We start from the raw sequence: 26,175 nt of genomic DNA, 5'->3' as shown, positions 1-26,175 counted from the left end.
ATAGTAGATTACCTAATGTCTGGTGTCAATCGTTGGATTCGTGTCGAAACTGTTTGCGTGTATCAATCCGCCGAAAACCGCCAGAACGAGTCTATCGGTTCGGCGAGCTAGCTTCTTATTACTTTTTTAAAGCGAACCACTAAACTATAGGAGTACACGACGATTTGAAGACCATTAGTAGCTAAAGCTAGAATTTTTCTCCGCAGATTGGAAATCGAATTTGCAGCGTTTTAGCGACTATTCCTGAAAATCGGCTGTCCGGCATGTACGCCATCGGTACCTTGCGGGTACCCATGGATACAGTTTCCAAAAGCGGCCTATGGGTACCCCTGATCAGGTAGTACGAACGTCGTCCCATCTCTCTTTTCAAGTATACAAAATGATGATTTTGTTTAATCCAGCGGTGTCGATAACTACATGCCCACATCGCTACAATCCGTAAAACAAAAAAGCCACCTCGCGACGTTCCGAGAAGTGGCTTTCGTCATTATGCAAACAGTTCGTTGACCGCCTTCTCCCACTCGTTCTCGAAGATAACTTGGAAGTGAACTTTTTTGTCCGGGAATTCCAATCCCAACTCATCCCAAGACAACTTGTTACAGATAGCGAATACGTCCTGTTTGTAGCGTGTATCATCGTTTTTCAGGTGAAGACCCTTTGTCTCCAAGACATAGATCGCTTCGTAGTCCTCAGGATTAGAAGCACTTTTCTTTGTAGCTAAGAAGTCAGCGTAGATTTTGTGTTTGTGCCATCCCTGGATGGCATAGTAGTCCTTGTGAACCAGGTTTCGATACCACCACAGCAGTTTTTCTTGTTTCTCAAGGTACAGCGCCACCGACTTTTCGAGGTCATTAAATCCTTCTTCAGGCACTGGGTCATCGAATAGATTCAATTGAACAGACCTTCCTGTGTCATCGTCAGTCAGTGGCTTAAGCGGACGATTTGGTATCTCAATGTGCCGAGGAACTTGGTATGCCTTCCCTTCCATAAGAATGAATCGAAGTTTCCCTTCTTCAACAAGCCGATTGAAAATGTTATAGCATAACCGATCTCGTTCCGCCTCAAGCATCTTGAGAAGTTCCTCCGTGATAAAAACCTGATTGGCAGCCAGCACTTCTTCCGAATACCGGCGACGTAGGAGCAGCAGCGCTTTTTGGGTCATTTCATTTGCGATCCATGCGTTTGGTACCACCGTCAGCAGTCGGCGCGTGATCATCATGGTGTCCAAATGTGCTGATGCAAAAGACCATTCGGACATGGTTTCTACCAAAACTTCGGCTTCTCCGTCGTCATATCCAAGACCGCTTATCATGTCAGTGGTCTTCTTTTCTTTCAGGGGGAGTTCCTCAATGGTCTTAAAAGAGACTTCTCCCCATGGAATGCGCCGAACCAAGTCCATCTCATAGCGAATCTGCTCGACTCGACCTTCTTCCTGAATGACGAACTGAGGCAGGTAAACCTTGCCCTCGAATTGTTTGAATTTCTCCCGAATCCCAATTAAGCGCCGTTCTTTTGTGCTCGGATTGTCCTCGCTGACTGAAACGCCATGCGCCAGGTCCCCAAGGCCTTCGCCCTGAAGCCCATCGCGGACGGTTGAAAGTAGTTTACCGGCTTGTTTTTGGAAGCAAAAAACGTAACTCTCATCCAGCAGTTTACTACCGGTTTTCTTTGCGTGGGGTTGACGTAGAATCCGCCCGACGAGTTGCGTCATTCCGGTTTGTGATGATGGTTTGGTCAACACCGTCAAGACATATGCAAAGGAACAGTCCCAGCCTTCTTGCAGTGCTTGTTTCGTCACAATGTAACGGATAGAGCAGTCTGAAGAAAGTAAGTCTATCCCCTCGATGTCATCTTTCTCACTCGATTTGACAGCAATTTGATCGCGTGGAATGTGGTGAGTCTTCACCAGTTCTTCGACAACATGCTCTGCATGGATGTAACCCGACTCAACTTGGTCCTTGCCCGTACGCTCCACTTGGATAAGGCCAATGGGGCGAATGTATCGACCAGTTTCGGCTTCAAGGTCTAAAGCTTCCTTTTCTAACTCGTTTCGCCATTCAACGCTCTCTTTGAGGATGTCCTGCCAGGTGGCACTTCCTTTGTTGGTAATGTGTAGATCAAGTTTGATCATCTCTTCCTGATCAAGTTCGCGTCCCTTGATGTTCACCATGACGTTGGCCTCTTCTGGAGGGGTTGCAGAAAGCTCCACAATGATGCTCGGATTGAATCCGCGAATCGTTGCCTGTGCTCCCTTACTGTATGTCTTTTGCCCTTCATCGACGATGACAACTGGCGAGAGAATCCGTAGAACGTTACCTAAAGACGATTTGATTTGGAGACCATAAAAATCTTCTTCGGAGCCGAAACAATCCAGGTTAGGGAACTGCTCCAGAAGTTTTTTGTGTTCATCCGGGCGCCCTTCTGGCGGAAAAAATGACTCAAACCCTCCGGCATCCTGAAATACCTTGAGCGTTTGCTTGTTCTGACGGTTCGCAGAGGGCAACATGAGCAACAAAATGACCAGCCGTTCATTGATGTCTTGTGGTTGGAAGCGATCACCCTTCTCCTTGACCATCACTCGGCCACCAGTCGCAACATCCAAGAACTGACGATATGGATGAGTACGATCCCGAAGGTAGGAAAGGGTCTGGCGGTATATCTGGTTTGTCGGGACAATCCATAGGACCAGTCCATTTTGGCGCTCAAGCAACAACCCCTGAATCCGATCAATGGACTGTACAGCCAAGAATGTCTTGCCGCCGCCAGTGGGAACTTTGACACAGAAGTTTGGCAAAGCATGACCTGTACCCGTTTCCTTGGGATGATACGTTTCGTCAGAGACCTTTTTCCAAGCCTCTTTTGCATAGTCGAACGCAGCACGGGCAACGTCGGGAATACTCAGATACGTTTCGTGCCATTTTTTCAGTTCTCGCAGGTACGTCTCGATGGTGGTGAGTGCCTGCTGTTGGTAGGCTTTCAGTTCCATGAGATCACCCCTTGAACCGATAGATTTCATACGGTAGTTGTGCGTACTCGATGTGGTACTTTTGCAAGTAGTATTCATCGAGGTATTTCATCGGTGCAAAGACAAGGCGCTTTCTGTTTCCGTAGGGTCCTATGGACTCGGCAAATTCAAGGTTGAGTGCCATGGACTTCAAGAATGAAAGTTCTGGTTGATAAAGCAGATAGACGTCGTAGTGTGCACTACTTCCGATGTAATACCGCGATTCATCCACTTCTGCCGCATCAAATGCTTCTCCTGTGGCTGTATAGAAAACATATCGAGCAAGTTCCATGTAAGGTGGCAAGTTCTCACCCGAAATGAGACTGTTCACGTCAATTGCTTGTCCTAACTCAAAGTATGAATAGGTCCCTTCGAGTCCCTGTTGTAACGCTTTGTCTTTGGAATCGGGTACTCCCCGAATCACACGCCGTACGCGTTCAGCAGTGATGGAGTTGGCATAGTCCTCCATCTCGACAAGAATGAACTTACGATTACCTCCATCATCACGGTTAGCGGCTAAAACCGCATGGGCCGTTGTACCGGACCCCGCAAAGGAATCAAGAACAATGGAGTCCTTATCGGTAGCAATCTCCAGAATGCGACGCAAGAGTTTCGTTGGCTTGGGCGTCGCAAACAGAGTTTTTGCTTCCGGGAATATCTCCTTCATTTCACGTCTAGATTCATCGTTGTGGCCGGCGTCCTGATAGTTCCACCATGTGGTTGGTACTATAGATGATTTGACATCTGATAGAAATCGCTTGAATCGAGGCACGTTATTACCATCCGCTCCGAACCAAATACGATTTTCTGAAATGAGTTCCTCCATTCGCTCTTGCGTGAAACGCCAACTGGTTCCCTGTGGTGGGAGGTGTGACTTTCCTGTTGGTGAAACAATTGGGAACACCGCATAATCACGTACTTCGTTACGTTGCAAAGGACCAGATGTCCATGGCCCACGCGGGTCGTTATCAGGATTAGAATATCTTGCGTCTTGTTCTTCCGTTCGGCCCAACCCATTTATCTTCAGTTGATCCCGGTTTTTGGCATAAACAAGAATGTGGTCGTGGGACTCAGAAAAGAATTCAGAGTCGCTTTTTACGGCATATTTCTTCTGCCACACGATATTCGTAATGAAATTGCTATCGCCAAAGACCTCATCTAACAGCATCCGAAGATGATGGTGTTCATTGTCATCACAACTGACGAAAATGACTCCATCCGCACAAAGCAATTCACGTAATAATTGCAGGCGTGGCATCATCATACAAAGCCATTTGTCGTGTCGTGTCAAATCATCCTTTTCAACTGATTTTTCAAACCACTCTTGAATCATTGGAGAGTTTACATTGTCATTGTAGACCCAGTGTTCAGTTCCCGTATTATAGGGCGGATCGATAAAGATGCATTTGATTTTTTCAGAATACATCGGGAGGAGTGCCTTCAGAGCCACTAGATTGTCACCACGAAGGATGAGGTTGTCATCCAATCGAACTCCTTCCGACATGCTCTTGTCGGGTTGAGGAATAAGTTCATGGTATGGAACTGTCAAATGGTGATTCTGGACAAAGGTCTTCCCTTTGAAGTTGAGTGTTGGCATCCGAAAAACTCCTCCTAAGAACAGGGCAAACAGTATGTATTCATAGATTCGACAAAAAGGAACAAGTTCCTACGGGTGAATCAGTGTAGTTTGCCGTGACCAACTGATTTGTTGGACGGCCCGATACAAGTCGCTTTCACTCGGTCGAAGATACCGAAGTGTTGTTTCCACGGATTCATGCCCTGCCAGTTGTGCTACCACGTTCAAAGACTGCCCACTGTCGAGCAGATTTTTGCAGAATGAGTGTCTGAAACTGTGACACCCACCCTCAATTCCAATTGCGGCAAAGGCTTTGCTGACCATGTGCTGAAGCGCTCGGACGGTAATTCTTTGTTGTCTCTCGGACAGAAACAAGGCTGCGTTCGACACGTCAATGTGTTTCCTTACTTGTAACCATTCCATCAAGGAATCTCCCAAGTCCCCGTTGACTGGAACTATGCGCATTTTCCCACGCTTGCCATTGCGGATCTTCAACGTGCGGTGCTGCGCATCAAAATCAGTAAGGTCAAGACCCGTCACTTCGGCTGCGCGACATCCTGCCTGTAACATACACTGAACCATGGCAATGTCCCGTTTCCTCTTACTCTTGTTCTTCTCTTTCTCAATCTGATGGAGGAACTTTGCTTGCTCTTTACGGGTCAACCATCGTGGAGCCTCATTCAAAATCGATGGTCTCTTTGTGCGTACCTTACGAGTTGGGTCGGTATGTACCCTCTCTGTTTCGTGCAGGAATCCCCAATAGGTTTTAAGCCCGGCAACATGCCTGTTGATTGTTGATTGAGCGTATTTTTGAACGGTCCGCATGTAAGAGCACCAATCATGCAAGTCCAGTGCAGTGACGTCTTGTGGTTGAAATACCTGTCCTGATTGCTGCTCCCACCACTCGCCAAACTTTCGCACGGTGCACTGGTAGACCTGTACTGTCTTACGATGCCGCCCCTCCGACAATAACCACTGAGCAAACTCATCTTCGTACTGCACATCATCACCCACCCGTCACCAGCACGTATTTCACGACATCAATTGTACCATCATTCACTCGTATTTCGTGACAAATGTCTAACTTCCACAGCGGAAAATGACATGAAATACGGATTCCAAGACAAATTCTGATTACGTGAAGAGGTACTGTGCGTATTTGTGTATATAGAAAACTAGCCAGTTTATACTTTCCTCCGCGCAAAAGAGAAAATCGCCACCTACCATTGGTAAAAGTGGCGAGAAATTTTAGAGAATGTTAAGAAAAACTCCCAATTACGGCATCGACACTGATGCAATAACCGAAAACCTATACCACCACACCGTAAAACTCCCGCCGATTCTTTCCCTTTACCTCAACCATGACTTCATCACCGACATGTAACAGTCGGTACATCCTTGGCGTCGATATACTGATTCGGACGCCTGGCCTAATTTCAGCCTTAAAAAGACCATTGTAGACGTGGGTAATTCTGGCCCTCACCCGAGCACCGCGTTGAATGCGATCGCCGACTGCATGAAATGGATTCGGCAACAAATCGCGACGTGAAACAAGCGGGCCGTTGTCACCAATAGATACCACTTGTACGTTGAATCCTTCGCCAATATGTCCAACGAGACCTGTGTCCCAGTCATAGAACGAACGTGGCATCAAAGCTTGAAAGCCGCCCACGTTCATAATGTACCCGCCACGGATTTCCGCTTGGATCACACCATAGACTTGTGCGCCCTCAACCACGCGTCGAGCATTGATTTCCCTTAAACGCTCAATCGCTTTCTTCCGATTGAGGATAAGGACTGGGTTTGCTTCGTCTTCCAAATCGAAGTCATCGATTACAGCGGAAATCCAGTAGTTTAATAAACGCTCCGGGTTATCCGCCGCAGCAACACCTGAGTATTCTTCATCCATGGGTAGAATAATTTTCGCTGAACCGATGTCACCGATAAGGAATTTCTTGCGTTCTCCCCGAAGAGACAAGGATTCGGTTCCAAACAGGCGGTAGTGTGCGACCGCCGCGCTTTTCTTCCATGTGCGCGCTACAGCCGGGAGTTGCTTGTTTGTAATTTCTTCAGGATTGCCGATAAGCGCCCCTTCAGCAAGTGTATTCACGTAAACAACCTGGCTATTTTCCATTCCCAAACTCCTCTCGGTTCTGACTGAGGCATCTGTCGTCACCGTAACATGGATAGGAAATGAAACTGTGCCATCCTCGTGCCGACCTACGCTCGGTTCTTCCGCTCAAACCCGCACTTCGGGCAGCGCCACTTGCGTTCATCCGCTGTTAATTCGAGCTGCACCCCCTCGCACTCGGGGCATGGTTTGCCCTGTTTTCGCTGAGCTAGTGCTGTAGTTTTGGTACGGCGCAAATCAAAGCGCTGCGCACTCGGCGCAAACTGATCCCGGTCACCGTCGCTTTGAATCTTCATCGTTTGGTTGGGTATCTCGATACTTGAAGTGTGGCGCACTTGTTCCTCTGGCTCTCGTTGAACTGGGACTCCCTCTTGATCCAATTTGGCTAGTGCCGAAACACGTATCACCTCATACGGGTTGGACGTCGGTTTAACAAACATCGATTGACTCGTAGGCACTGAATCTGCTATTTGAGATACAGGGTTAGGCGATTGGAACGGCTCTTCTGTCTCCGATTGAGACTCTTCTGCGATGTGTTGAACAGGTTTGTCCAAGTTTCTTCGGACCCATCGGGGAATGAAGCGGTCCTTCTTCGGTCCCCGACTGTTTACAGGCGAGGCAAAAAAACCTTGCTTTTGTGTGACCCATGTATCCGCTACAGATGTAAAGCCGATAAATGGCACTTGAGCCTGATTATCAACGGTCAGTAAGAACACAGCTTCATCTTTGCTGAGTCCATAAGACAAATCCTCAATTCGAAAACGCGGATCCACCTCTTCTCTTGAACTGACTCGCCGATCTATGTTGCGGTTATCAAACCAAAACCAATTCAGCCTATTCTCCATTTTCGTTTCTTTGATATTAACCACCGTGCCAAGCGAGTCTTCAAAAAACTTGACGTCATTCGAGGATGGCGCAGGAAAGACGATCTTGTTACGACAGTTCCCTTCTACCACTTCGAGGAACTTTTTGCTCACATCTTGCAACTGTGACCTTGCTTGAATTGCAAGCATCATCGCCACCCGATATTTACGGATTTGAGAGAACGCCTCAATAAAGGAATCGGTACCAAACACGGCAAACTCATCTGCATATAGATACACCGGCCGACGTGTCCACTCAGTTCCAGCGCGACTCAGCGCGTACGTCTTCATGGTGATGAGAAACAACTTCCCGAACAGTTTTCCAAATGTGCGGTTGCCGGTAATGATGACAATCAGTCGGCCAGGGGTTTCTTTATGTGCTTGAAAGAACGTCTGAAAATCGAACATCGGCAGTTGACCTCGCCGCAGAACTTGCCTCATACGTTCATTGGTTGCAAGTTCGTTGACGACGATTTTCAACCCCTTTGTGATTTTCTCCAGATGCTCCAGCTTGGCTTCTGTGCGCGTGTCCATGAGAAATGAACGAGCTGCTGACAGCACCATGCTGCGATAGTGATCTTCCATTTCATCATAACGAGCCTCGATATACGGTCGTTCATGTGCCCACAAATCTGATATGTTGCCACTATCGTCCTTCTTGCCCTTGCCACCCTCTGATGTTTTCCCCATCGCATGGTCATATACCATCGCACACACGGCGCGAAAATGCACAGGGTCCGTCACCAGCTCAGAAAATTGAACGAAGTCCGTATCAGGCCAAAGTGGCACTTGGACCTGGATAACGGTACGAACCAAGTCGTCCTGGGCATTCTGAAAAAAGGAGTCCTGCTCTCCCATTTGCTCTTTCAACACAACGCGAACGTTGTCAACGATATCCGCGATATCCCCACCCGAAAATGGATTGAAGGACACCGTGCTGACATGACCAGTACCTCCCCGAAGGTCAATGACGTCTCGTTTCACATCTAGTTTTTCGGCAAAGTCGAGCGCACTCTGTGCGAACCCTCCATCAGGATCGAGGACAATGACGTCCATCGCGTTTCCATCGGCCATTCGCCGTAAATCCTGGTACACACCCTTCGTTAAAATACGGCTCGTCTTTCCGGTTCCCGTACTCCCAACTACAAGCGTATGGAGAAAACGGTCTCGACCCTCCAAGAAAATCGACCGACCGTTGTCTTTTCGAACTCCTATCTCGATATCCGCAAGTGGAAACTCGCCATCTTCTCGACTTCTTTTTGGTGCCGCAGAGGTGCTGGATGCTCTCAGACGATGAAGGAGATGACTCCGTGTTCTAGGTGACAACACTGGATATGTAAGAAACAGTACGGCAGTCATGACAGTAATAACGATCACCGCCGCTATGAGCCAAGGGCTCTGATGGATGAATGGATTCACCGCATTCAAGTTAGGGAGTACACTTTGCGACTGAAACGTTGGATGAAGTGGGTTGGCATTTTGTGCCCCGTTCACAGCAATAGGTGGGGCACGCCTTGTCGGATGCATGAGCGATATTTGCCAACGGGCCACTGCTTGATGAATTCGTACAAAACCGAGTCCGATTCCACCAAGAAAGAAAACACCAGCGATTGTGACACCTAACCCAAACGCTTTAAAGAGGAATTTGTATAGAAGGAAAACAACCATTCCTGCGCTAAAACAAATCCAGACTATATCTGGGATAGCTCCAAACCCGCGCAAAATAATCGATGTGGGTATGATTGTGGGTGGTTGCACGCTATTCCCCTTCCCTCATTCAGATCATCAACAACTTCGCGCTTTCGCAAGGTGCAGCGCCGTACTCTGCTTTCTAATAGACCACCATTCCAACGAACGCTAGTACCGCAATTCCTCCGACCAAGTGATCCACTGCGCTGCCTGTGCGCACGAGCCGAATCCCTTGTCTGTGTTTCCAGAGCCAAAAAAGCGGCACTCCACCTGCAACTGCATCTGCCGCCATGTGCAAAGCGTAACCAAGAACAAGCCCGTCTGCAGCAGGTGCTAAGTGCAAATGAATCAACCCCTTCAGTGCACCTATGACGCCCACCGCAAAGATGAAGAGACCAAAGAGACTATGTGTAAATGTGCGGTGAGCGGTGAACATCGCACCGACCGTCCAACCTGCCAGTAGAATGGCCGGGATAACCGGGATGTTGTGATGCATTCCCAGGAGGACCACCCCAGCGCCGAGAAGGCCGAGCCCGACAAGCCGAGATGGGTTCCCTTTTGTACTACTCAGCCATCCCAATACAATCGCGAATACCCATGCAGTAATGGAAGTCTCAAGATGCAATAAGATGATGGATGCAATCAGGACACCGATGATGGCCAGTTGCCCGATCCGTTCCACCTTATGTGCCATCGTTGAATCCGCTTGGTCCAAGTCTGGAATGATACTTCCGACGATCGAAGCGAAAACTATTGTTGCCTCTGTAGCAAGTGTCGTCGTTCCAGATGGACTGTGGAACATCTGCCTCATTGGTTCCCACTGTGTATGGGCAATTAGCGGCAGCCCAATCGCGGCGCCTAGTGCACCAATGGCCATATGCGTTCTCCCAAGCATGATAGCCCTCCTCGTGATGTAGACTTTTCCTAGGCTACCACGTCTCCAGGCATGTCGTTGATGATTTCTTACCTAATTAGAGTGATGGTAGCTCAATTGTTGAACTCATCCATGCCAACTTGGTGCCATCCGTCACTCACTCAACCGAATCTATGTGAATGTTGGGTGGCAAAGTGCCCAGTGCTCTCTGACTGACGGTTCCTGCTTTTAGCTAGGGTGAAGTTATTCCTGAAGGACTTTGATATACCGTGACCTTTCAAACGCGGTATTGCCGTACGTCTCCGACGATAAGAGATAGAGGTTCTCCTTGGCGCGCGTAATGGCGACATAGCAGAGTCGAGTTTCCTCACGCAGCCCTTCCTCTGTCAACGACTTTTTGTGAGGAAGTAGCCCTTCTACAAGACCCGTTACAAATACGGTCTCAAATTCCAATCCTTTGCTCCGATGAATCGACATCAACTGCACAGCGTCCCGCTTTGGTTTCTGACTCCACTCAGAGACCCAATCCACGAATCGTAAGAACTCAGGTACGGTTTCAAACCGAGCGGCGGATTGGATGAGTGAATCGACCCATCTAATCGGCTCTGAATCATCCTGGGAACGAACAAGCTCCGGCTCCGCTTCAACTAGCCATCGAATGGCGTCCGCGGGAGACGCATGCTTCTCCAATTCCGTAATGGTTGTAAGAAACGCGTGGCACTTCGCGTGATTTTCAACAGCGGTCCAACCACCCTGTTGCACTTCGCGCACGACGGTATTTGGCACAAAACGCTTGGGACGATTGATAAGCGGTCCCCAAAGTCCCGGGTCCGATTTATCGCACACCGTACGTAGGTAGTCGAGTATCACCTTTACATCACGGCTCTCATAAAAATGGGTGTCCCCAACAATCTGATAAGCGATCCCATGTTCAGCCAGCGCCTCTTCATACACACGGGACTGTATGTTCGTTCGATATAACACGGCATATTCGCTATACGGAACCTCTGGAAATCGTGCTTTCAGCTGACGAATTTCGTTGGCGACAAAACGTGCTTCCTCCACGTCTGACTGCACCGTTACAACTTGAACGGTGGCACTTTCAGATATGCCGCGGTTCGCTTGAACCCGCTTCTCTATCTGATGCCCGTGGTTGAGTGTAATAACCCGATTCCCGAGTTCGACAATTAAGTCATGCGACCGATAATTCATGGATAACACGACTTTCTTCGCATCAGGGAACCGCCGCAGAAAATCTTGCATCAGGGAAGGACGAGCGCCCCGAAATCCATAGATGCTCTGCCAATCATCGCCGACCACACAAATGTTTCGCGTCTCTTTCACCAGTTCACATAGGAACAGCCACTGTATCTGGTTGACGTCCTGAAACTCATCGACCAATACGTAGTCAAATCCTTCCCGCCACAGTTGTGCCAAGTCAGGTCTAGTCTGAAATAAGCGGACTGCGTGAAGCAGAAGGTCTTCGAAATCCAGTTTCTTTTTCTCTGACTTCAGATTTTCGTACGCCTTGTACACCTTACCCAGTTTCCCATCAACCTGCATGGGCCAAAGTGCATCTGCCTTTGCACGATGTACGCCAAGGATTGCTTCGGTTGGCCCAAGAATCTTCCCTACCCCAAACGGGTTGTGCGAATGAGCAGGCTCGAGTATTTGCTCAATCAACCAGGATGGTTCTGTCACCACACTCCAGCCGTGGCCAAGTTGCGGCATCACCATACGATAGGCAATCGAGTGAATCGTTCCGATTGTAATCTGACTGCCTCTGCTTCCAAGACTAGCAACCAATCTTTCCTTCATCTCATCTGCGGCTTTACGTGTAAACGTACATGCAAGAATCCGCTCCGGTTGCACGCCATTTTCCACAAGCAACTTCATTCTTGTGATGAGCATCGCGGTTTTCCCAGACCCAGCCGCTGCGACAACAATGCATGGACCATCTTTATGCATGGCCGCCTCCCTTTGATCGGCATTGAGCTCTGCTACACTCGGCATGAGTGTTCTCCTTTCTTGGGCTGGTGGGTCTGCACTGGACCTATTGATGGTGAGTTCACGTTGTGACGCATGCGCTTCGAAAATGATCTCAATTTGATCGTGATGGGCTTTGGGGGAATCATTGAATACAACGGATTGGGATTGGGTACGGTCAGATGGTGGCGTTGTGAGGAATTGAATACTGCGAAAGCAGGAATTGGCATGTTGGTGGTGCTTATTCGTCACGAGACAATACGTCGGAGGGCGAATTCGAATTCTCCGGATGTGCATAGGTACAGGCTTGTCACAACACATACATTCCACATCGGCTCCCGCCTCATACAATTCATGAAGAAGCTCCTGAGTCTTGGCATCACCTTGCATCAAATCCTCGTACGTGAGCCTGACCTTCCGTCCACCTATCGTAGCCCGAATCCATGCATCCATTTTGCACCCTCCCCCGACGATTACAGCTGAACGTCAATCGAAGGGTACCCGAGACGAAGTGCGTTTGAACGCCAACATTGTGCCATTTCTTCAAAAATACCGTGGTCTTATCAGCTCACACAATTGAAGGAGCCCTACATGAGAGCTCCTTCAATTGTGTGAGCTGATTTACATAGTGTTGGTATCCATTTTGCTTTGCAAACGAATTCCGGGCTCCGTGAACTCTCCAACTTTGATGGCCGCTTTATTTACACCACCGAACTCTCCCTCGTTCTAGAAAAAAGTGACTACGGCAACCAACTTTCCTCCAGACAGAGGGGGATAGGGAAACTGTACCGTCAGGGTGCCGTGTTAGCTCCCACCGCGGTCGTCCATCTGGGTGAAGACTCATATGCAATACTTCTCCACAACCACACGGACAAAGCATTTCTGCAGACCATGTGTACTCACCTTCACCTAAGATATAAATTAGGTGCTTGTCCAGCCGCTCAGGCAGCTCTTCCATGAAAGCTGTACGGTAGACAGGAGGTTGCCTAGTAAATAGATTCGTAAGCCAACGGAATGCTCGTCGCATTAAGTTATAGGTCATGTTAGAAAGTCCTCTCACTTAAAACAGGCATGTTGAGTAACGGACGCATATCCCCACGGCCTGTGACCTTTTCGAGAACTCTGCATGAAGGTCCTTCGGCCTCTGGGATGAGTCGGTTTTGCGTCAGACTAACACGCAGACAAGCAACTTTCTCGTTGGAGTCGTCTCGAAATGGGTGGATACGAGCCAAGAAATCATTCACTGCAAGGCTAGCGACCAAGGTATTGACACTAATCACCGCAGGACGATCTTCTTGGACTCCTTTAATATATTTTGAGGCGACTTGCTCGTGGTATTGTTCGGGGTCAGTTCGCCGAAGATTACTAGCCCGCAGCTCTTCTTCCGTATATACTCCTCGGCTCAATAGGCTAGAGCCATCTGGTTGAAGGAAATGAACCGTGCCACATACTTGGGTTACCCCTCCGCGTCCGTCCGCATCTAAACGAACCCCCAAATCAAAATAAGGAATGCAGTAACAGGAACATAGTCGATTTAGGAGATCCCGACCATCTACGGAATCCATACATCCGAAAATGACGTCACATTGAGCCAAACGGCGCACAACCTCCGGATGAAAGAGATCTTTCGGAATACGCGCCACCTTAGTGGGAAGGCCCGTTCGGTCAATAGCTGCAGCCAACATATGAACCTTGGACCGGGACTCTTCTGCATCGCTGAGAGTAGAATTATAAATGCGGCCTACATTCTTTTCTTCAATAACGTCGCCATCCACAAGAACCAATTCACCGACACCCAATCGGTGTAACATTTCCACTACAGGGCTGCCCGTTCCTGAAATACCCACAACACCAATTGAGAGTCGAGAAAGTTTTTCTGTAGTCCCCTGCCCGAAAGTTTGTGCTGTCCTCATCATAAATTGAGGAATGTCCTCTTTGGCTGATGTTGTAGAATCCCAGATGGTTACGTCAGGGCCCACCACACTGACAGATGCTACCTCGCTAAAGTTTCCGTCGTCATCGACGGCTCTTGCGATTATCTGACCGTCAGGCATCATAATCGCACTGACTCCTGGAAAGTCAGTATCCAGCCAGCCCGAAATTCCTGTAAACAGTTCCCGGTCGGATTCGTCATCAAAGGCGGAAAACCTAGGAAAGCCGATTGGATGGCTATGAATTTTTAAAATGACCATGTGTTTGCGTTCTGCTTCCTGAATTAGATCCATTACAGAATCCGTTGACCATGTCACTCGATCTTCCGTCCGTACGGAACAAACCCCATAAGGGACGAGCTTTATGCGGTGAATACAAACCACTCGCTCACAGTGACCAGCACCTTCAGACCATTCCCCAACCCCACATAGAGCGAGGGCCACTGCTTCCTTTCCGTCACCTGGAAAAAGATGATGATAAAGGGCCTCGTGTTGACGGCCCGTTAGACGTAACTTGATATCGTTCATGACGGAGTGACTCCTTTCACTGGAAACTCGCGTAGGAGCCATTCCTCCACTAAGCTGAGGTGGGTGGAAATCTGGTCTATTTCTGGACGCCATGGGTTCGCTGCCGTGCGGTGACGAGACCATTGCTGAAAGCTGCAGCCATCAATGACCACTGTACCTTCTGTCGTCGCCGGGATGCGAATGCCATCTTCACGGGCAAGCGAAGGATGAAAATAAACCATGTCTAGTCCAGCGGTCGGATAATTAGCGGGGATGCGAATGGCTGCCATCACTGACCGATGACTATAGCCCTCAGGTATCGGAAAGTCATGAATCAAAAGCCACTGGTTATCCTTTTCTGATACGGTCTCCCAAGGGAGACCGCGGGCATCTAAATGCTCACGGTCTTCTTCTGGGAGGTCGAAGCCACGGCGCAATTCATTCAGTTCCATCATTGCTCCCCCTCGGTTTGGTCTAGGGGAAGTGTCATGAATCGCTCCACGCCATGAGTGGTTAAATCCACAATATCGGTCAATTCAATTTTCTTTGTGGCGCCACCCTTTAACTTCTCATCAAGTCGAAACCGCTCAGGAGGCGTCTTTCCCGCCAAAAGGAGGATGTCTCGACCAGTGACCTCAGGTACATCCACTACGTAGTACTCCTTGTCCACACGAATGCGGTACCGCATTCCCTTTGGAGGAAGTTCGCCCTTCTTTGCATATTCCTCCACGTCGATAATGATGATTTCAATTGCCGACTCATTTGCAGGGTTTTGCATCAAAATCAATCCTCCATTCAAATGGTTCTTCTCGTGTCCCGGGAGGATATGGTATGATTGTTTTTGGTACATAACCTATATCCACCGGCCTTGCAATGGGCCAAACCGACACGGCATCTGACACATGCCGTGTTTTTATTTGCAGCAACATAAACATGCGCTATTGAAGACCGTTGCCCCCTTCCTGTGTCGGCCTTTAGTAACCAACCTCGAATCAAATTATAGGCATGAACTGTTTTTTTGTAAACCACAATTATCATGTATACGAAATTTGTTTTTTTGCATATAATGTGTTGTATGTATAACAAATAAGAAGAGTGGTGTTTATGGAGCAAAACATAATTGGCAACAACCTTCGACGCATTCGGGAAGCCAATGGGTGGAGTCAAGATAAGGCGGCTGAACTCAGTGGGATTTCTAGGCCCGCTTATCGGAACATTGAAACTGGCGCGTCGACTCCGAAGGTGTCCACTTTGCAAAGTATTGCTGATGGATTGGGCGTGAAACTCCAAGACCTGATTACTCCTGTGCGTACTTTAGAGAACGTTCGTTTTAGAGCATTGAAGCGTATGAACAGCCGAGAACAGATTCTCAATGAAGTAGCCAGGTGGCTAGACGATTTCAATTACCTTGAAAACTTGTTACAGAACAAGGAGAACTACCGGTTTGAAGACCTTGTCCATCGACTGTCTTCCGTTCAAGCTGGAGTTGAACGTGCAAAACGAGCTGCCGAATTGGCTAGAGAGGAATTAGACCTACACGAAAAGGAACCCATTCGTGATATTGCTGGTTTGCTTGAATCCAGTGGGATTAAACTCTATCCCATTAGTCTCGCATCCGATGGTTTCTTTGGCCTGTCTGTTTCCGAGCTAGATGGAGGGCCAGCAGTAGCTGTTAACGTATGGGAAAGAATTTCTGTAGAGAGATGGATTTTTAGCGCTGCACACGAGTTAGGCCATTTACTGCTTCATCTAGATGCCTATAACGTAAACGAAAGCCAAGAAGATGATAGTCAAGAAACCGAAGCGAATATCTTTGCGTCTTATTTCCTCATGCCACAAAGAGCCTTTGAATCGGAATGGGAAGAAACTTATGGGTTAGCGTTTGTAGACAGGGTTCTGAAAGTAAAGCGGATTTTCCAAGTCAGTTATAAAACTGTTCTTTATCGTTTGGCCGAACGCGACGGCGGTTCGGTTTGGGGTAAATTCCAAGCTGCGTATAAATCAAGAACCGGTAAAACCTTAAAAATTATGGATGAACCTGAAGCGCTACCGCCTCATTCATTCCATCAATCGATGTCGGAAGTACTGCGTTCACAGGAACCAGATTCTTTATCCGCATCAGATTTCATCGAAGATCGTTTATCAAGGCTTGTTCGACTTGCAATCGAAAGTGACAAGATTACCCTCAGTCGCGGAGCTGAAATCTTGAGATTAGATCTTGAAGCCATGAGAGAAAGAGTTTCTTCCTGGGAGTAGCGGAATGGGGACAAAGACGAAACCTTTTCTTATAGTTGATGCAAACATCCTCATTGATTACTTCAAGTGTGACAAGACCATCATCAAGTTAATTTTTGCTTATGTCGGTCCAATTCATCTAGCGACACCCGTTTTAAGCGAAGTGAACGAGATCAGCGAAAATGATTGTTTGGAGCTCGGCATTACCCTGGTTGAACCAGAACTCGATCAAGTTATGCTAGCTACAACGGAGAGTAGAGGGCCACTTTCGTTTCAGGATCATTTATGTCTAATTCTCGCTAGAGATCACGGGTGGACTTGTGTTACAAACGATAAGCCCTTGCGAAGAGAATGTGAAGGGGAAGGTGTGCCACTCATCTGGGGAGTTGAACTCATTTGTAATTTAGTCGAAGCCGGTGGGCTCCCCGCTAGTCACGCGAAAGATATCATACTATTATACACCGAAATAACCCCAGGTACATCGGTGAGGCTATCGTCCGAAGCGCATTTGAGAGATTACAAATTGAGTATGAGGATGATACTCCGTAACTCCCTAGTCGGCGGCGGCAGCACACATCAAAAACTAGTTGTCCGGGGATACCCCCCGTCGAATAAGCGTGAACCAGTTGGAGAGGAGCTCTCCGAAACACAAAGTGCTGCCTCCGGCCAGGGACCTTGAGGTGATCGTCTTGTCCATCTTTTCGTTTAAGACTCAGTCCGGCTCTGGAAAGCGTTCCGGCAAGAAAAAAGAACCGATTACCTGGAAAGAAGCTATCGGTACCTACAAAAAGGACCGCGGATGGGAGAATGTTAAGCACAGCCGTGACCCTTTAACGCCAAAGAGCAAACGCTTTTTCTAGTTTCCTTTGATGTCCAGTCTTCTGTTCGTCGGGACACATCCCCGGTCACCATTTCCCGTCATGTCCAATTTGTATTCTGTTAATCATCCATCTGCCAGTTGTCATCGAATAGGTTGTATCCCACAGGTCCATTTTGTAGAAAAACGCGGCGTCCGATTATGCATGACTACTGCATACTCATTCATTTTTCAGTGATATTCTTATTGCAAAATCGGGTAGCGACTTAGTGAGTCTATCTCAAAAATAAGCGAGGTTACCCCTAACTCGCTGCCTCACATTACCGTAACTTCAAACTGATAATTCATTTGACATACAGGGCACGTTAGAACGAGCAAAACACTCGACCGTGTTTCCGTAGCAGTATATTCAAAACATTCCCAGACAGGCCAATAAAGGAGAGATCATTATTCTGAGCGGATTACACCAAATCTCAGGGTGCGGGAACACAGAAAGAAAGGCAGACGTGATTTTTGTCCATGGTCTTGGCGGAGATCCGTTTGCTACGTGGCGGCAAGGTAATAACTCCGAAAGCTTCTGGCCCAAATGGCTTGGCGATGAATTTTCCGATGTCGGTGTGTGGTCCCTCGGTTACGCAGCGTCAGCAACAAAATGGGGACGCGTATTGGGCATGTTCTGTACAAAACAGCGTGACTCCGGATACTCGATGTCGCTACCGGATCGCGCGAGACAGGTCTTGGACTTGTTCGTGCAAAATGACATTGGAAATAGGCCGATCATGTTCGTTTGCCATAGTCTAGGTGGTCTTCTCGTCAAACAGGTTCTTAGGATATCCTATGACTCTTTTGAAACAAATGCGGAGCGTTCCGTCTTCGAGAACACTCGTGCTGTCCTATTCCTTGCTACGCCTCACAATGGAGCGGAACTCGCCACACAACTAGGCTCATTTCGAGCTATGTTTCCTACAGTTTCGATCAGAGATCTCCGGGCCCACGATCCACACTTGAGAGACCTTTTCGAATGGTATCGTAATCATGCGGCGGTTGGAGTGCAAACGCGAACTTTCTACGAATCGCGGCCCGTCAAGGGTAGCATTATCGTTGTCAACCCTACGTCCGCCCATCCCGGAGTGGGTTCGAATCCTATTTCGCTGGATGAAGATCACATCTCAATTGCAAAGCCATTAGCCCGAAACGCACAGGTGTATGTTGCTGCAAGGGATTTGCTTCGTAACCATGTGCTGAATCAAACGTCGTCCGTTTGGAATTACCGCAAGGATATCTTAGCGCTCTCTAGGCAGACCAGGATGCGGGAGGCGGATATGAGAGAGTTGTCTAGACTTCGAGTTGGGGAGTCTGAGATTAACATTGCTCGGCGATGCGTTCAAGAACTACGACGTGAGGCAGAGGACCGGTCTCTTGTCGTCGTTGGAGAGCCGGGGGCTGGAAAATCGGGAGCGTTGCACGATTTGGTAGATACCCTTTTACAAGAAGGAAAAGACACAGTAATCCTAGCAGTTGATCGAATAAGTGCTGAATCGGAGTCCCAACTCCGGGAAGAACTCGGTCTGGATCACGACCTGGATGAGGTCCTAGAAAACTGGAGTGGCGATCAACCTGCCTTTCTTGTCATTGATGCGCTAGATGCGGCTCGTTCTGAACGAAAAGCGCAGATGCTCTCGAATCTATTGGCTCGGATAGTCAGAACAAAGGGACGCTGGAGGGTAGTTGCGTCGATTCGAAAGTTCGACCTACGTCACAGTCGAGACCTTCGCAATGCATTTGGTGGCCGACCACCTCTTGATGATTACAGGGACCCTGAATTTTCGGCAGTATGTCATATACAGATTCCTGCTTTTTCAGAGGAAGAACTATCAGAGATAACCACAAGGTCAGATGAGCTCCGAATCCTCGTTCAGGCTGCAGATGATGCGCTGAAACAACTATTACTGGTGCCGTTTAACCTACGTCTCATGGGTGAACTAATCGGCGAGGGTGCATCGGTTGCGGAACTTACCCCAATCAGAACGCAACTTGAGTTACTTGACCGATATTGGGAAGAACGTGTAGTTCAACCACGTGATGGTCAGCGTGACGCTCGAGAGGATTTGCTTCGAAGGGCAGCCTCTCAAATGGTAGACAATCGAACATTACGGATTTCGCGGGCTCATGTTGCTGCCCCTCAGACAAGCCACGTCCTTGACCTAATTCTTAGCGAACATGTGCTGAGCGAATGGCAACCTTCACCCAACTCACGTCCAGATGACTCGAACTTGACTTTCCCACATCATGTGCTATTTGACTACGCGGTTGAGCGGCTTATACTCCGAAACGAAGTTGATTTGACACAAAGATTGGCTTCTGATCCCGAAATGGTCTTGGTCATTCGCCCAAGCTTGGACATGCACTTCCAACACATGTGGTCCCTTGATAACACCCGTTCACTTTTTTGGGATTTGGTTCTGCAATTCACGGAAGATACTCGTATTCCTGAGGTCAGCAAGCTGATTGGCCCTATCGTTGCGGCCGAATCCAGTACGAAGTTGTCTGATCTCTGTCCGTTGTTGAAGGTCATCAAGGAACATTCGCGAAGAACCAGCGGTGAGGCCACCCTACGACACGTAATTGGCGGACTGCTGGCGATGACGCCTGCAGATATGGCCAGTCTTATGGCTGGTAAGACAGCCGGTCCCTGGGCTGAACTTGTCGAGTATTTGAGCACACAGATCTCACGAAGCGGGGCCTACATTTTGTGCGCGTTACTTACCCAGTTGTGCGAGCGATACACATGTTTAACTGATGAGCAGCAGAAACAAGCTGGAGTTGCGGCGAGGAATCTCCTTGAGTTCAGTTGGTCACAAGTGCCGGTCGATACAAGGCTAGTGCTACAGGCCATTACCTGTGTCTGCCAGACTTATCCTAGCGATCCGGAGGCGTCCAGGCGTTTATTGAAGCGTACACTCGAGAGACAACACATGGAAAATTACGGACATCTAGAAATGCCCTGTATGGCTCGAGAAGCACGGAATATCATGAAATGCGACCCTGCCTTTGTCCGGGACCTATACATCGCTGCGTTCGGCTACGTTGAAAAGAGTGAAGATGTGACGCTAATAGGCGGAAGCAGAATCTTGCCTTTGAGTTCGAACCGTCGCCAAGACTACAACAATGGCTTGTATCAACTCGGCGAGTTGTTCGAGTATTTCGTTAAGCAGGCTCCTATTGAAGCGGTGGAAGCGTTAATATCAGTTGTTGAGCAACATGTGCTAACTGAACATACCCGTCACACGGAAAACGTCTTTGAAGAGAGCTTTGTAGTAAACGGCGTGGAAGCGGGTATCCACATGGACTATAGCTCGATTTGGGATGCTAACAGTCACTATCGCCATGAGGAACCTCTCAAAATGATGGACACTTTCCAAACCTACTTCACTAACCTTGGGACGGATTCGAGCCAGACCAGATTGCGCCAGCAACTCGTCGACTTATTGGTCATACGCAACCGAATGGCTGCTTTGTGGCGACGTTTGCTTATTTGCGCAGCAGCGGCCCCTGCTACCCTTGGTGTGGAGGTTCGATCCTTAGGCTGGTCCGTGCCCATCTTAAGGGGCCTCGATACCGGCACCGTAGCAGGGGAATTCCTCCGGGCTATTTATAGATACTTGTCCCCTGAAGACCGAGAAAAGATTGAACGCGCCATCTTGTCCATTCCGGTGACCGACGACGCTAATCTTATAGAGCCAGGCGACAGGGTGCGTGATCGCTTGCTTGGGTGTATTCCACCTGATTTCGTCTGTACTCCAGAGGCCAGTCAGCGTATTTCCGAACTGGCGGTAAATGGAGGTGCCCCCCAAAATGACCTTCCCTTTCGCATGGAAGCTATTGAAGCGCGTGAGTACAGCCCTAGGGACTATCTGGCCGACAATGGAGTTCCCATTGATGACGCTGCAAACTGCAGAATCCAGAGTTTGGAGCAGCCTATTACGCTGTTCGCAAAAGAGTACCTGAATGAGAACCCATCCCTTGAAGCAGTTGGGGATGTTCTACCTGCTCTACGTGAACTGCATGGGGCCCTCTCGAGCGCTGAAGATGATGGTGTCCATCCTAAACAGACGGACTACGCATGGGGAACCCTGACGGAGGCGTGTGCTCACGCTGCAAAATGTGCGGATTTAAGTTGCGATGAGGATCCTGGCACGTTTATTCTATCTGTCTTGCAGGAGGCATCACGTCATCCAGAGCCTAGGAGTAACCCTGAATATGATGCTCAGTTTGACGAAAACCCACATTGGAGCAAGCCGGCAGCGCGCATTGATGCTGCTGAAGGTCTAGCAGAACTCTCCCGTTTCCATTCGGGTGCAACTCCGGAGTTGTTGGAGGTTTTAGAGGGTTTAGTCAGTGATCCTGTCCCATCCGTGCGATTTCAAGTCGCAATTCGATTGCTACGTCTCTACCAGACTGCCAACGCTGTTATGTGGAGGCTGATTGAGCGTCTGGTTACGGAGGAACTGAATCGCGGAGTACTTCATGGCTTTGTACATAATGTCCTTGCCCCATTGGCAGGCAGATATCCCGATAGGATTACGGAATTGGCTCGGCAGATATATGAACGAACACCGCTTAACACTCCCCTTCGAGAGGCGTGCGTGGATATCTTTGAAGGATTGTTTCTATGGAGGGCTCATACGGGTTCTTGGGACATGCTCCTGCCTATGATTACGGATCCGTTGACTTACTCTGGTGAATGCCGACACTTCGTGGCGATGCTGCGCGATAAGTTGACTATTGGCTTAGTAGAACCCACCACCCCCGACAACGAGCCGGTTCGAAACAGAACTTGGAACGTACTGTTACAGGTGTTGCAGGTAGCGAAGGAACAGTGGGGGGGGCTCATGCAACAGCAGCAAAAAGGTGGGGAGGAAGAGGTGCTACAGCAGCAGGCCCGTGCCTTAGGAGAAATCGTTCATTCTGCTTGTATGCAAGTTTACTTTGCTTCGGGAGCTTTCGACAACAAGCGAACGCCGGAGGATTCAGACGCGACTTCGCTCAGTCCGGACAGTCAAAGACTCTTCCTTGAGGAAGCTGAACAGGTACTTGATATACTGGCGGAGTTCCCCTTCGCCAATGTTACTCACTACCTATTGGAGACGCTGGAGTATCTTGTGCCAGTGGATCCGGTTGGGGTGTTTCTCCGCATTGGGCGTACCGTATTTGCTGGACAAGAGGGGGGCTATCAGCACGAGTCAATGGCCGCCAATCTGGTTGTTAAGCTCGTTGAGCGCTACTTAGCGGAGTATAGATGGATTTTCCGGGACAACACAGATTGTCGGCGTATTCTTCTGGAACTGCTTGACCTGTTTGTGCAGGCTGGCTGGCCGAGTGCGCATAGACTGACCTACCGAATGGAGGAGATTTTCCGATAAGACGCGTCTTTGCCACCGGAACCAACCCACATCGTGGGCCGGACGTTTTCAAAGACATAGAGGTTCCTGCAATGATGAGGCACCTCTATGTACAATGAGTCTATCAAATCGTACTCGCAATAACGCCCAATCTACCGCCGAATCTACTTGAACTATAGGGCGCGAATACACAGTAAGGACGCCCATTCCAAACTGCATAAACATGAAGAACGCGGTATTACGGAACGCCGTGTTCTTCTGCATTTTTCAGTTGCGGAAAACAAATAGGTTCCAGTCCTCCATACTATCTGAGACAGGATTGGAGTTCCGGCCCGATACGGACCTAGCCGCTGCTGGCCACAGACAAACCTCTGTGATGGTTTCTCGTTCACTTAAAACCCTTGTAAGAACATCTGCCATTATCGGGTGATATGCATACACCCACGCCTTAGCAGCTTGCCCTGTACCCGGTATCGGGTACGCAAACATATTGTCCGAACTGAGCCAAGCACGAACCCGGTCCACACTGCCATTGGTGTATACATCGACAAACCGATACAATCTCGGCCCAAATTTACAGAGTGCGGCATATTGATACTGCGCGGTAAACGAAAGCGTGTCCTGAACGTCGAGTAGTGGCCAAAGTGCGGCCATCCCCTGTTTCTCACGATCTGCAATTGCATTTAGAAACCATTCTGCTTCGGCTACAAACGGCTCAAGTGGCAACAGAAACAGGGAGTGCCCATCTGATTTTAGCTTTGTCATGATGCGTAGCGTACTTTCGTACTGTCCCGTTGGCACCAGAAACAGCGTATCCGTCACACCGATGTGCTGTGTCACTCTTTTGATAATACCGCGTACAATCAGCGTTCGCTTTGCATTTTCCATTCGGTCAACCTGCGTTGGTAGTAGATACATCCCCAATTTGTACCCGTCTTTACGAACAAACCATGCGTGTAACCCTTCATTCATCGTTTGCGGGAGCATCATATCCCATTTGTCATAGAGCACCCCGTTCACCCTCAAATTGACTAATATGTCGGTAACGCTCAGCACGCGATTAATGTCCTTCGGCCTGACTACATTGCGTGATGCTATCCCTTCCCTTTTCGACCATGTGACCATCGCTTCATCGGTTAATTTGACCAGCACTTTCAGACGGTTGCTTCCAAATCTGAACCTCTGTGAACGGTGGGTCTTATTATATGGTTGCTCACACAGTCTGTCCCAAGCATGCGTGACTAGGTTGCGCGCCTGTTGTGGGCTTATGGACAGCAATCGTGCGATTTGTACGTATGTCATCAACGGAGTCCTCACGAGTGCCCGGCATACCTCGTCTGCACGTATATTTGTCTGCTCTTCCCACTGCTGTGACACCTGTCCCATATGTACTCCCCCCTGTTATGTGACTCCATTTACCGCGAACGGTTGGTTTTGTGGCTCGTGTGAAACTGGCCCCTGCTGTGACTAAACCTAACGGTTTAGCCCCACCAGGGGCCGCCTCATTTTCACAGCATCCACTGATAAAAACGTCCTTGACCTTCCCTCGTCATTTTTCAATGTCGTTCATCATTGCCTAAATTCGTGGTTTGTCCCTAGCCGTCGCTGGATTGTTCTACTCTTCCTTAGGATTTAGCCTTTGGATTTAGACGATTTCTGTAAATCCAAACCTAGAAGGACCTCAAAATCCAAAGGTAGAGATAACGGGCAATCCAAGTATCGGAGATGTAGATCAAGTCGTGGTTGCTGGGCTACTTCGTTCCAAATCATCGTAAAAGACAATCGGCTCGGGTGATCGCTGATGAGTAATCCGTTTGACACAAAGGCATTGATGATTGGCGCTACATCATAGTGGTCAAGATCGCGTACTTGAAGCTGGTTCGTTTGAAAATCAAAGACTACATGTGCATAGCCTGCTGGTTTGGTCAAAAGTACGTTCTCTTCCTGCAATACCGTCCGGAGATAGGACGATTTTAAATGACCAATCATGGCTTGCCACATCGGGATTTTTCGTATCATCGGACGACCCCGGTGATAAATAGGCGGTAGTTTCTTATGGCTCTTGTGGCCTATCATCCAAAGCGGAATTCCTGAAATCGTAATTCCGTCGGTTTTTGGCAAGAACTGAATATCGTCAGGCATATGCTCCAAAATGACATCGTTGGTCCGCCGCTCATACATGGCTAGCTTCCCAAAGCACTCTTCGAGCAAGTAGTTTTCAATCTGCTCCTGATACCGTTCAATCTGTTCCAATTCATCTGTGAAGGTTTCAAACTCATCGTTGGCTGTAAGGTGGATGAGTTGCTCATTCATACGAGCCATTGCCTGCCGGAACCACAAGAGCACCCGAATTGAATTGTCCCCATCATAATGGCGCTCATCACGTGGGTGATGACACTGTTCTCGATCATTTCCCATCAAATTCACATCCCATTTCAAAGGTCTTCCGTACTGCGATACGTTATCACGGGTAGAACTTGGGTACATGCCGATTCAGTACCAGATACAAAGAAATAAGCCACGTTATCAGTCAACGTGGCGGGTTCATGACTATGAGGGTGGTTCAAATCTGACTGGATTGCGCGTCCGCTTTATAGGTTCGGTGGGACGATCCGATTGAATAACCGTATGGTTTGAGGGCTGCTGGTTGGATTTGGGAAACATATTGACCGCGTCAGAACGGTTTCCGGACTCTAGCGACAATCCCTGTCGGATGAGTTGTCGCAGCCGTTCACTTCTCCTTTTTTGAGGAGTTTCCATCAAAATTTTGTGGATGTCCGCATCGAAATCCTCATCATAGGTCAGCGGAAATCGACGGAGTTTGCTCATTCTGTAGCACCAACGAGAGATATCACGTATTTACACAGACCGCGCGCAATTGCTAATTGCGGTTCGACAGTTTTTTGAATCTGTGGCATCCATCGGGCGAACCGTTCTGCAAACGCGTCTCCAGTGCCTCCGGCAAGTAAAACACGATTAAATCGCATACGGTCTGGATATCGCCGTTCAATCCGTCCGATCATGTCTGTCCAGACGTCATTCATCGCATTTACGTACAAATCGGTGATTGGAATGCAAAGAGAGCCATGTTGATACACCATTTCGGGTTTGCCATCCTGGCTACGAATTTGGTATTCCAAGTTGTAAGCATCCGCACGAA

16 protein-coding genes and 1 pseudogene are annotated in these 26,175 nt (G+C 48.6%); 3 read left to right on the top strand and 14 right to left on the bottom strand.

Going from position 1 to position 26,175, the window contains the following annotated elements:
• Positions 1-487: 487 nt before the first annotated feature.
• The 11 genes from AN477_RS14500 to AN477_RS14455 form a co-directional block, all read right to left on the bottom strand.
• On the bottom strand, positions 488-2,986 hold the full coding sequence (locus tag AN477_RS14500; RefSeq protein WP_083486308.1) for a DEAD/DEAH box helicase family protein: 2,499 nt from the start codon (positions 2,984-2,986) through the stop codon (positions 488-490).
• Between the two features lie 4 nt (positions 2,987-2,990).
• Positions 2,991-4,601, bottom strand: coding sequence for a site-specific DNA-methyltransferase (locus AN477_RS14495; RefSeq protein ID WP_054969887.1), 1,611 nt, complete (start codon positions 4,599-4,601; stop codon positions 2,991-2,993).
• Between the two features lie 69 nt (positions 4,602-4,670).
• A complete protein-coding gene (locus AN477_RS14490; protein WP_054969886.1) occupies positions 4,671-5,582 on the bottom strand; it encodes a tyrosine-type recombinase/integrase in 912 nt (303 codons plus the stop codon).
• 307 nt (positions 5,583-5,889) lie between these two features.
• Positions 5,890-6,714 (bottom strand): hypothetical protein, encoded by an 825-nt coding sequence (locus tag AN477_RS14485; RefSeq protein ID WP_054969885.1) that lies wholly within the window; start codon positions 6,712-6,714, stop codon positions 5,890-5,892.
• Between the two features lie 86 nt (positions 6,715-6,800).
• Entirely contained in the window at positions 6,801-9,332 is a 2,532-nt protein-coding gene (locus AN477_RS14480; RefSeq protein WP_054969884.1) for a type IV secretion system DNA-binding domain-containing protein, read from the bottom strand.
• 73 nt (positions 9,333-9,405) lie between these two features.
• Positions 9,406-10,158: a metal-dependent hydrolase gene (locus AN477_RS14475; RefSeq protein ID WP_054969883.1), complete on the bottom strand. Its 753-nt coding sequence runs from the start codon at positions 10,156-10,158 to the stop codon at positions 9,406-9,408.
• A 222-nt stretch (positions 10,159-10,380) separates the two neighbouring features.
• On the bottom strand, positions 10,381-12,576 hold the full coding sequence (locus AN477_RS14470) for an ATP-dependent helicase (protein WP_054969882.1): 2,196 nt from the start codon (positions 12,574-12,576) through the stop codon (positions 10,381-10,383).
• Positions 12,577-12,820: 244 nt separating this feature from the next.
• Positions 12,821-13,081, bottom strand: a complete 261-nt coding sequence (locus AN477_RS25495) for a ubiquitination-like system serine protease family protein (RefSeq protein ID WP_272908842.1) — start codon at positions 13,079-13,081, stop codon at positions 12,821-12,823.
• A gap of 85 nt (positions 13,082-13,166) precedes the next feature.
• A complete protein-coding gene (locus tag AN477_RS14465) occupies positions 13,167-14,372 on the bottom strand; it encodes a HesA/MoeB/ThiF family protein (RefSeq protein ID WP_342668565.1) in 1,206 nt (401 codons plus the stop codon).
• Between the two features lie 206 nt (positions 14,373-14,578).
• A complete protein-coding gene (locus tag AN477_RS14460) occupies positions 14,579-15,013 on the bottom strand; it encodes an E2/UBC family protein (RefSeq protein ID WP_054969880.1) in 435 nt (144 codons plus the stop codon).
• A complete protein-coding gene (locus AN477_RS14455; protein WP_245631832.1) occupies positions 15,013-15,411 on the bottom strand; it encodes a multiubiquitin domain-containing protein in 399 nt (132 codons plus the stop codon). Before AN477_RS14455 ends, AN477_RS14460 begins: the two co-directional genes overlap by 1 nt.
• Positions 15,412-15,665: 254 nt before the next feature.
• Here AN477_RS14455 and AN477_RS14450 point away from each other — a divergent pair, with 254 nt between their 5' ends.
• The 3 genes from AN477_RS14450 to AN477_RS14435 all read left to right on the top strand — a co-directional run bounded on the left by AN477_RS14450 (position 15,666) and on the right by AN477_RS14435 (position 23,036).
• A complete protein-coding gene (locus tag AN477_RS14450) occupies positions 15,666-16,817 on the top strand; it encodes a helix-turn-helix domain-containing protein (protein ID WP_054969879.1) in 1,152 nt (383 codons plus the stop codon).
• A gap of 4 nt (positions 16,818-16,821) precedes the next feature.
• Positions 16,822-17,475 carry a PIN domain-containing protein gene (locus tag AN477_RS14445; RefSeq protein ID WP_211266015.1) on the top strand — a complete coding sequence of 218 codons (654 nt, stop codon included), beginning with the start codon at positions 16,822-16,824 and terminating at the stop codon, positions 17,473-17,475.
• A gap of 644 nt (positions 17,476-18,119) precedes the next feature.
• Entirely contained in the window at positions 18,120-23,036 is a 4,917-nt protein-coding gene (locus AN477_RS14435; RefSeq protein ID WP_054969877.1) for a hypothetical protein, read from the top strand.
• Positions 23,037-23,282: 246 nt separating this feature from the next.
• Here AN477_RS14435 and AN477_RS14430 read toward each other — a convergent pair whose 3' ends face one another.
• The 3 genes and pseudogenes from AN477_RS14430 to AN477_RS14420 form a co-directional block, all read right to left on the bottom strand.
• Complete coding sequence (locus tag AN477_RS14430; protein ID WP_054969876.1) at positions 23,283-24,401, bottom strand: hypothetical protein; 1,119 nt, start codon at positions 24,399-24,401, stop codon at positions 23,283-23,285.
• A gap of 246 nt (positions 24,402-24,647) precedes the next feature.
• A complete protein-coding gene (locus AN477_RS14425) occupies positions 24,648-25,433 on the bottom strand; it encodes a hypothetical protein (RefSeq protein WP_054969875.1) in 786 nt (261 codons plus the stop codon).
• Between the two features lie 407 nt (positions 25,434-25,840).
• Positions 25,841-26,175 (bottom strand): annotated as a pseudogene (locus AN477_RS14420) (recombinase); the annotation flags it as partial.

Origin of the sequence: Paenalicyclobacillus ferrooxydans (assembly GCF_001399675.1) — a bacterium.
In the GTDB taxonomy this organism is placed as follows: Bacteria; Bacillota; Bacilli; order Alicyclobacillales; family Alicyclobacillaceae; genus Alicyclobacillus_B; species Alicyclobacillus_B ferrooxydans.
Note: the sequence above shows the minus strand (reverse complement) of the source record. Positions and strands in the feature narration are given on the sequence as shown.

Coding starts and splice junctions, on each gene's coding strand:
- AN477_RS14455 (WP_245631832.1), bottom strand. CDS start 15,411: ATGTACCAAAAACAATCATACCATATCCTCCCGGGACACGAGAAGAAC.
- AN477_RS14450 (WP_054969879.1), top strand. CDS start 15,666: ATGGAGCAAAACATAATTGGCAACAACCTTCGACGCATTCGGGAAGCC.
- AN477_RS14485 (WP_054969885.1), bottom strand. CDS start 6,714: ATGGAAAATAGCCAGGTTGTTTACGTGAATACACTTGCTGAAGGGGCG.
- AN477_RS14445 (WP_211266015.1), top strand. CDS start 16,822: ATGGGGACAAAGACGAAACCTTTTCTTATAGTTGATGCAAACATCCTC.
- AN477_RS14460 (WP_054969880.1), bottom strand. CDS start 15,013: ATGGAACTGAATGAATTGCGCCGTGGCTTCGACCTCCCAGAAGAAGAC.
- AN477_RS14470 (WP_054969882.1), bottom strand. CDS start 12,576: ATGGATGCATGGATTCGGGCTACGATAGGTGGACGGAAGGTCAGGCTC.
- AN477_RS25495 (WP_272908842.1), bottom strand. CDS start 13,081: ATGGAAGAGCTGCCTGAGCGGCTGGACAAGCACCTAATTTATATCTTA.
- AN477_RS14430 (WP_054969876.1), bottom strand. CDS start 24,401: ATGGGACAGGTGTCACAGCAGTGGGAAGAGCAGACAAATATACGTGCA.
- AN477_RS14495 (WP_054969887.1), bottom strand. CDS start 4,601: ATGCCAACACTCAACTTCAAAGGGAAGACCTTTGTCCAGAATCACCAT.
- AN477_RS14500 (WP_083486308.1), bottom strand. CDS start 2,986: ATGGAACTGAAAGCCTACCAACAGCAGGCACTCACCACCATCGAGACG.
- AN477_RS14425 (WP_054969875.1), bottom strand. CDS start 25,433: ATGGGAAATGATCGAGAACAGTGTCATCACCCACGTGATGAGCGCCAT.
- AN477_RS14475 (WP_054969883.1), bottom strand. CDS start 10,158: ATGCTTGGGAGAACGCATATGGCCATTGGTGCACTAGGCGCCGCGATT.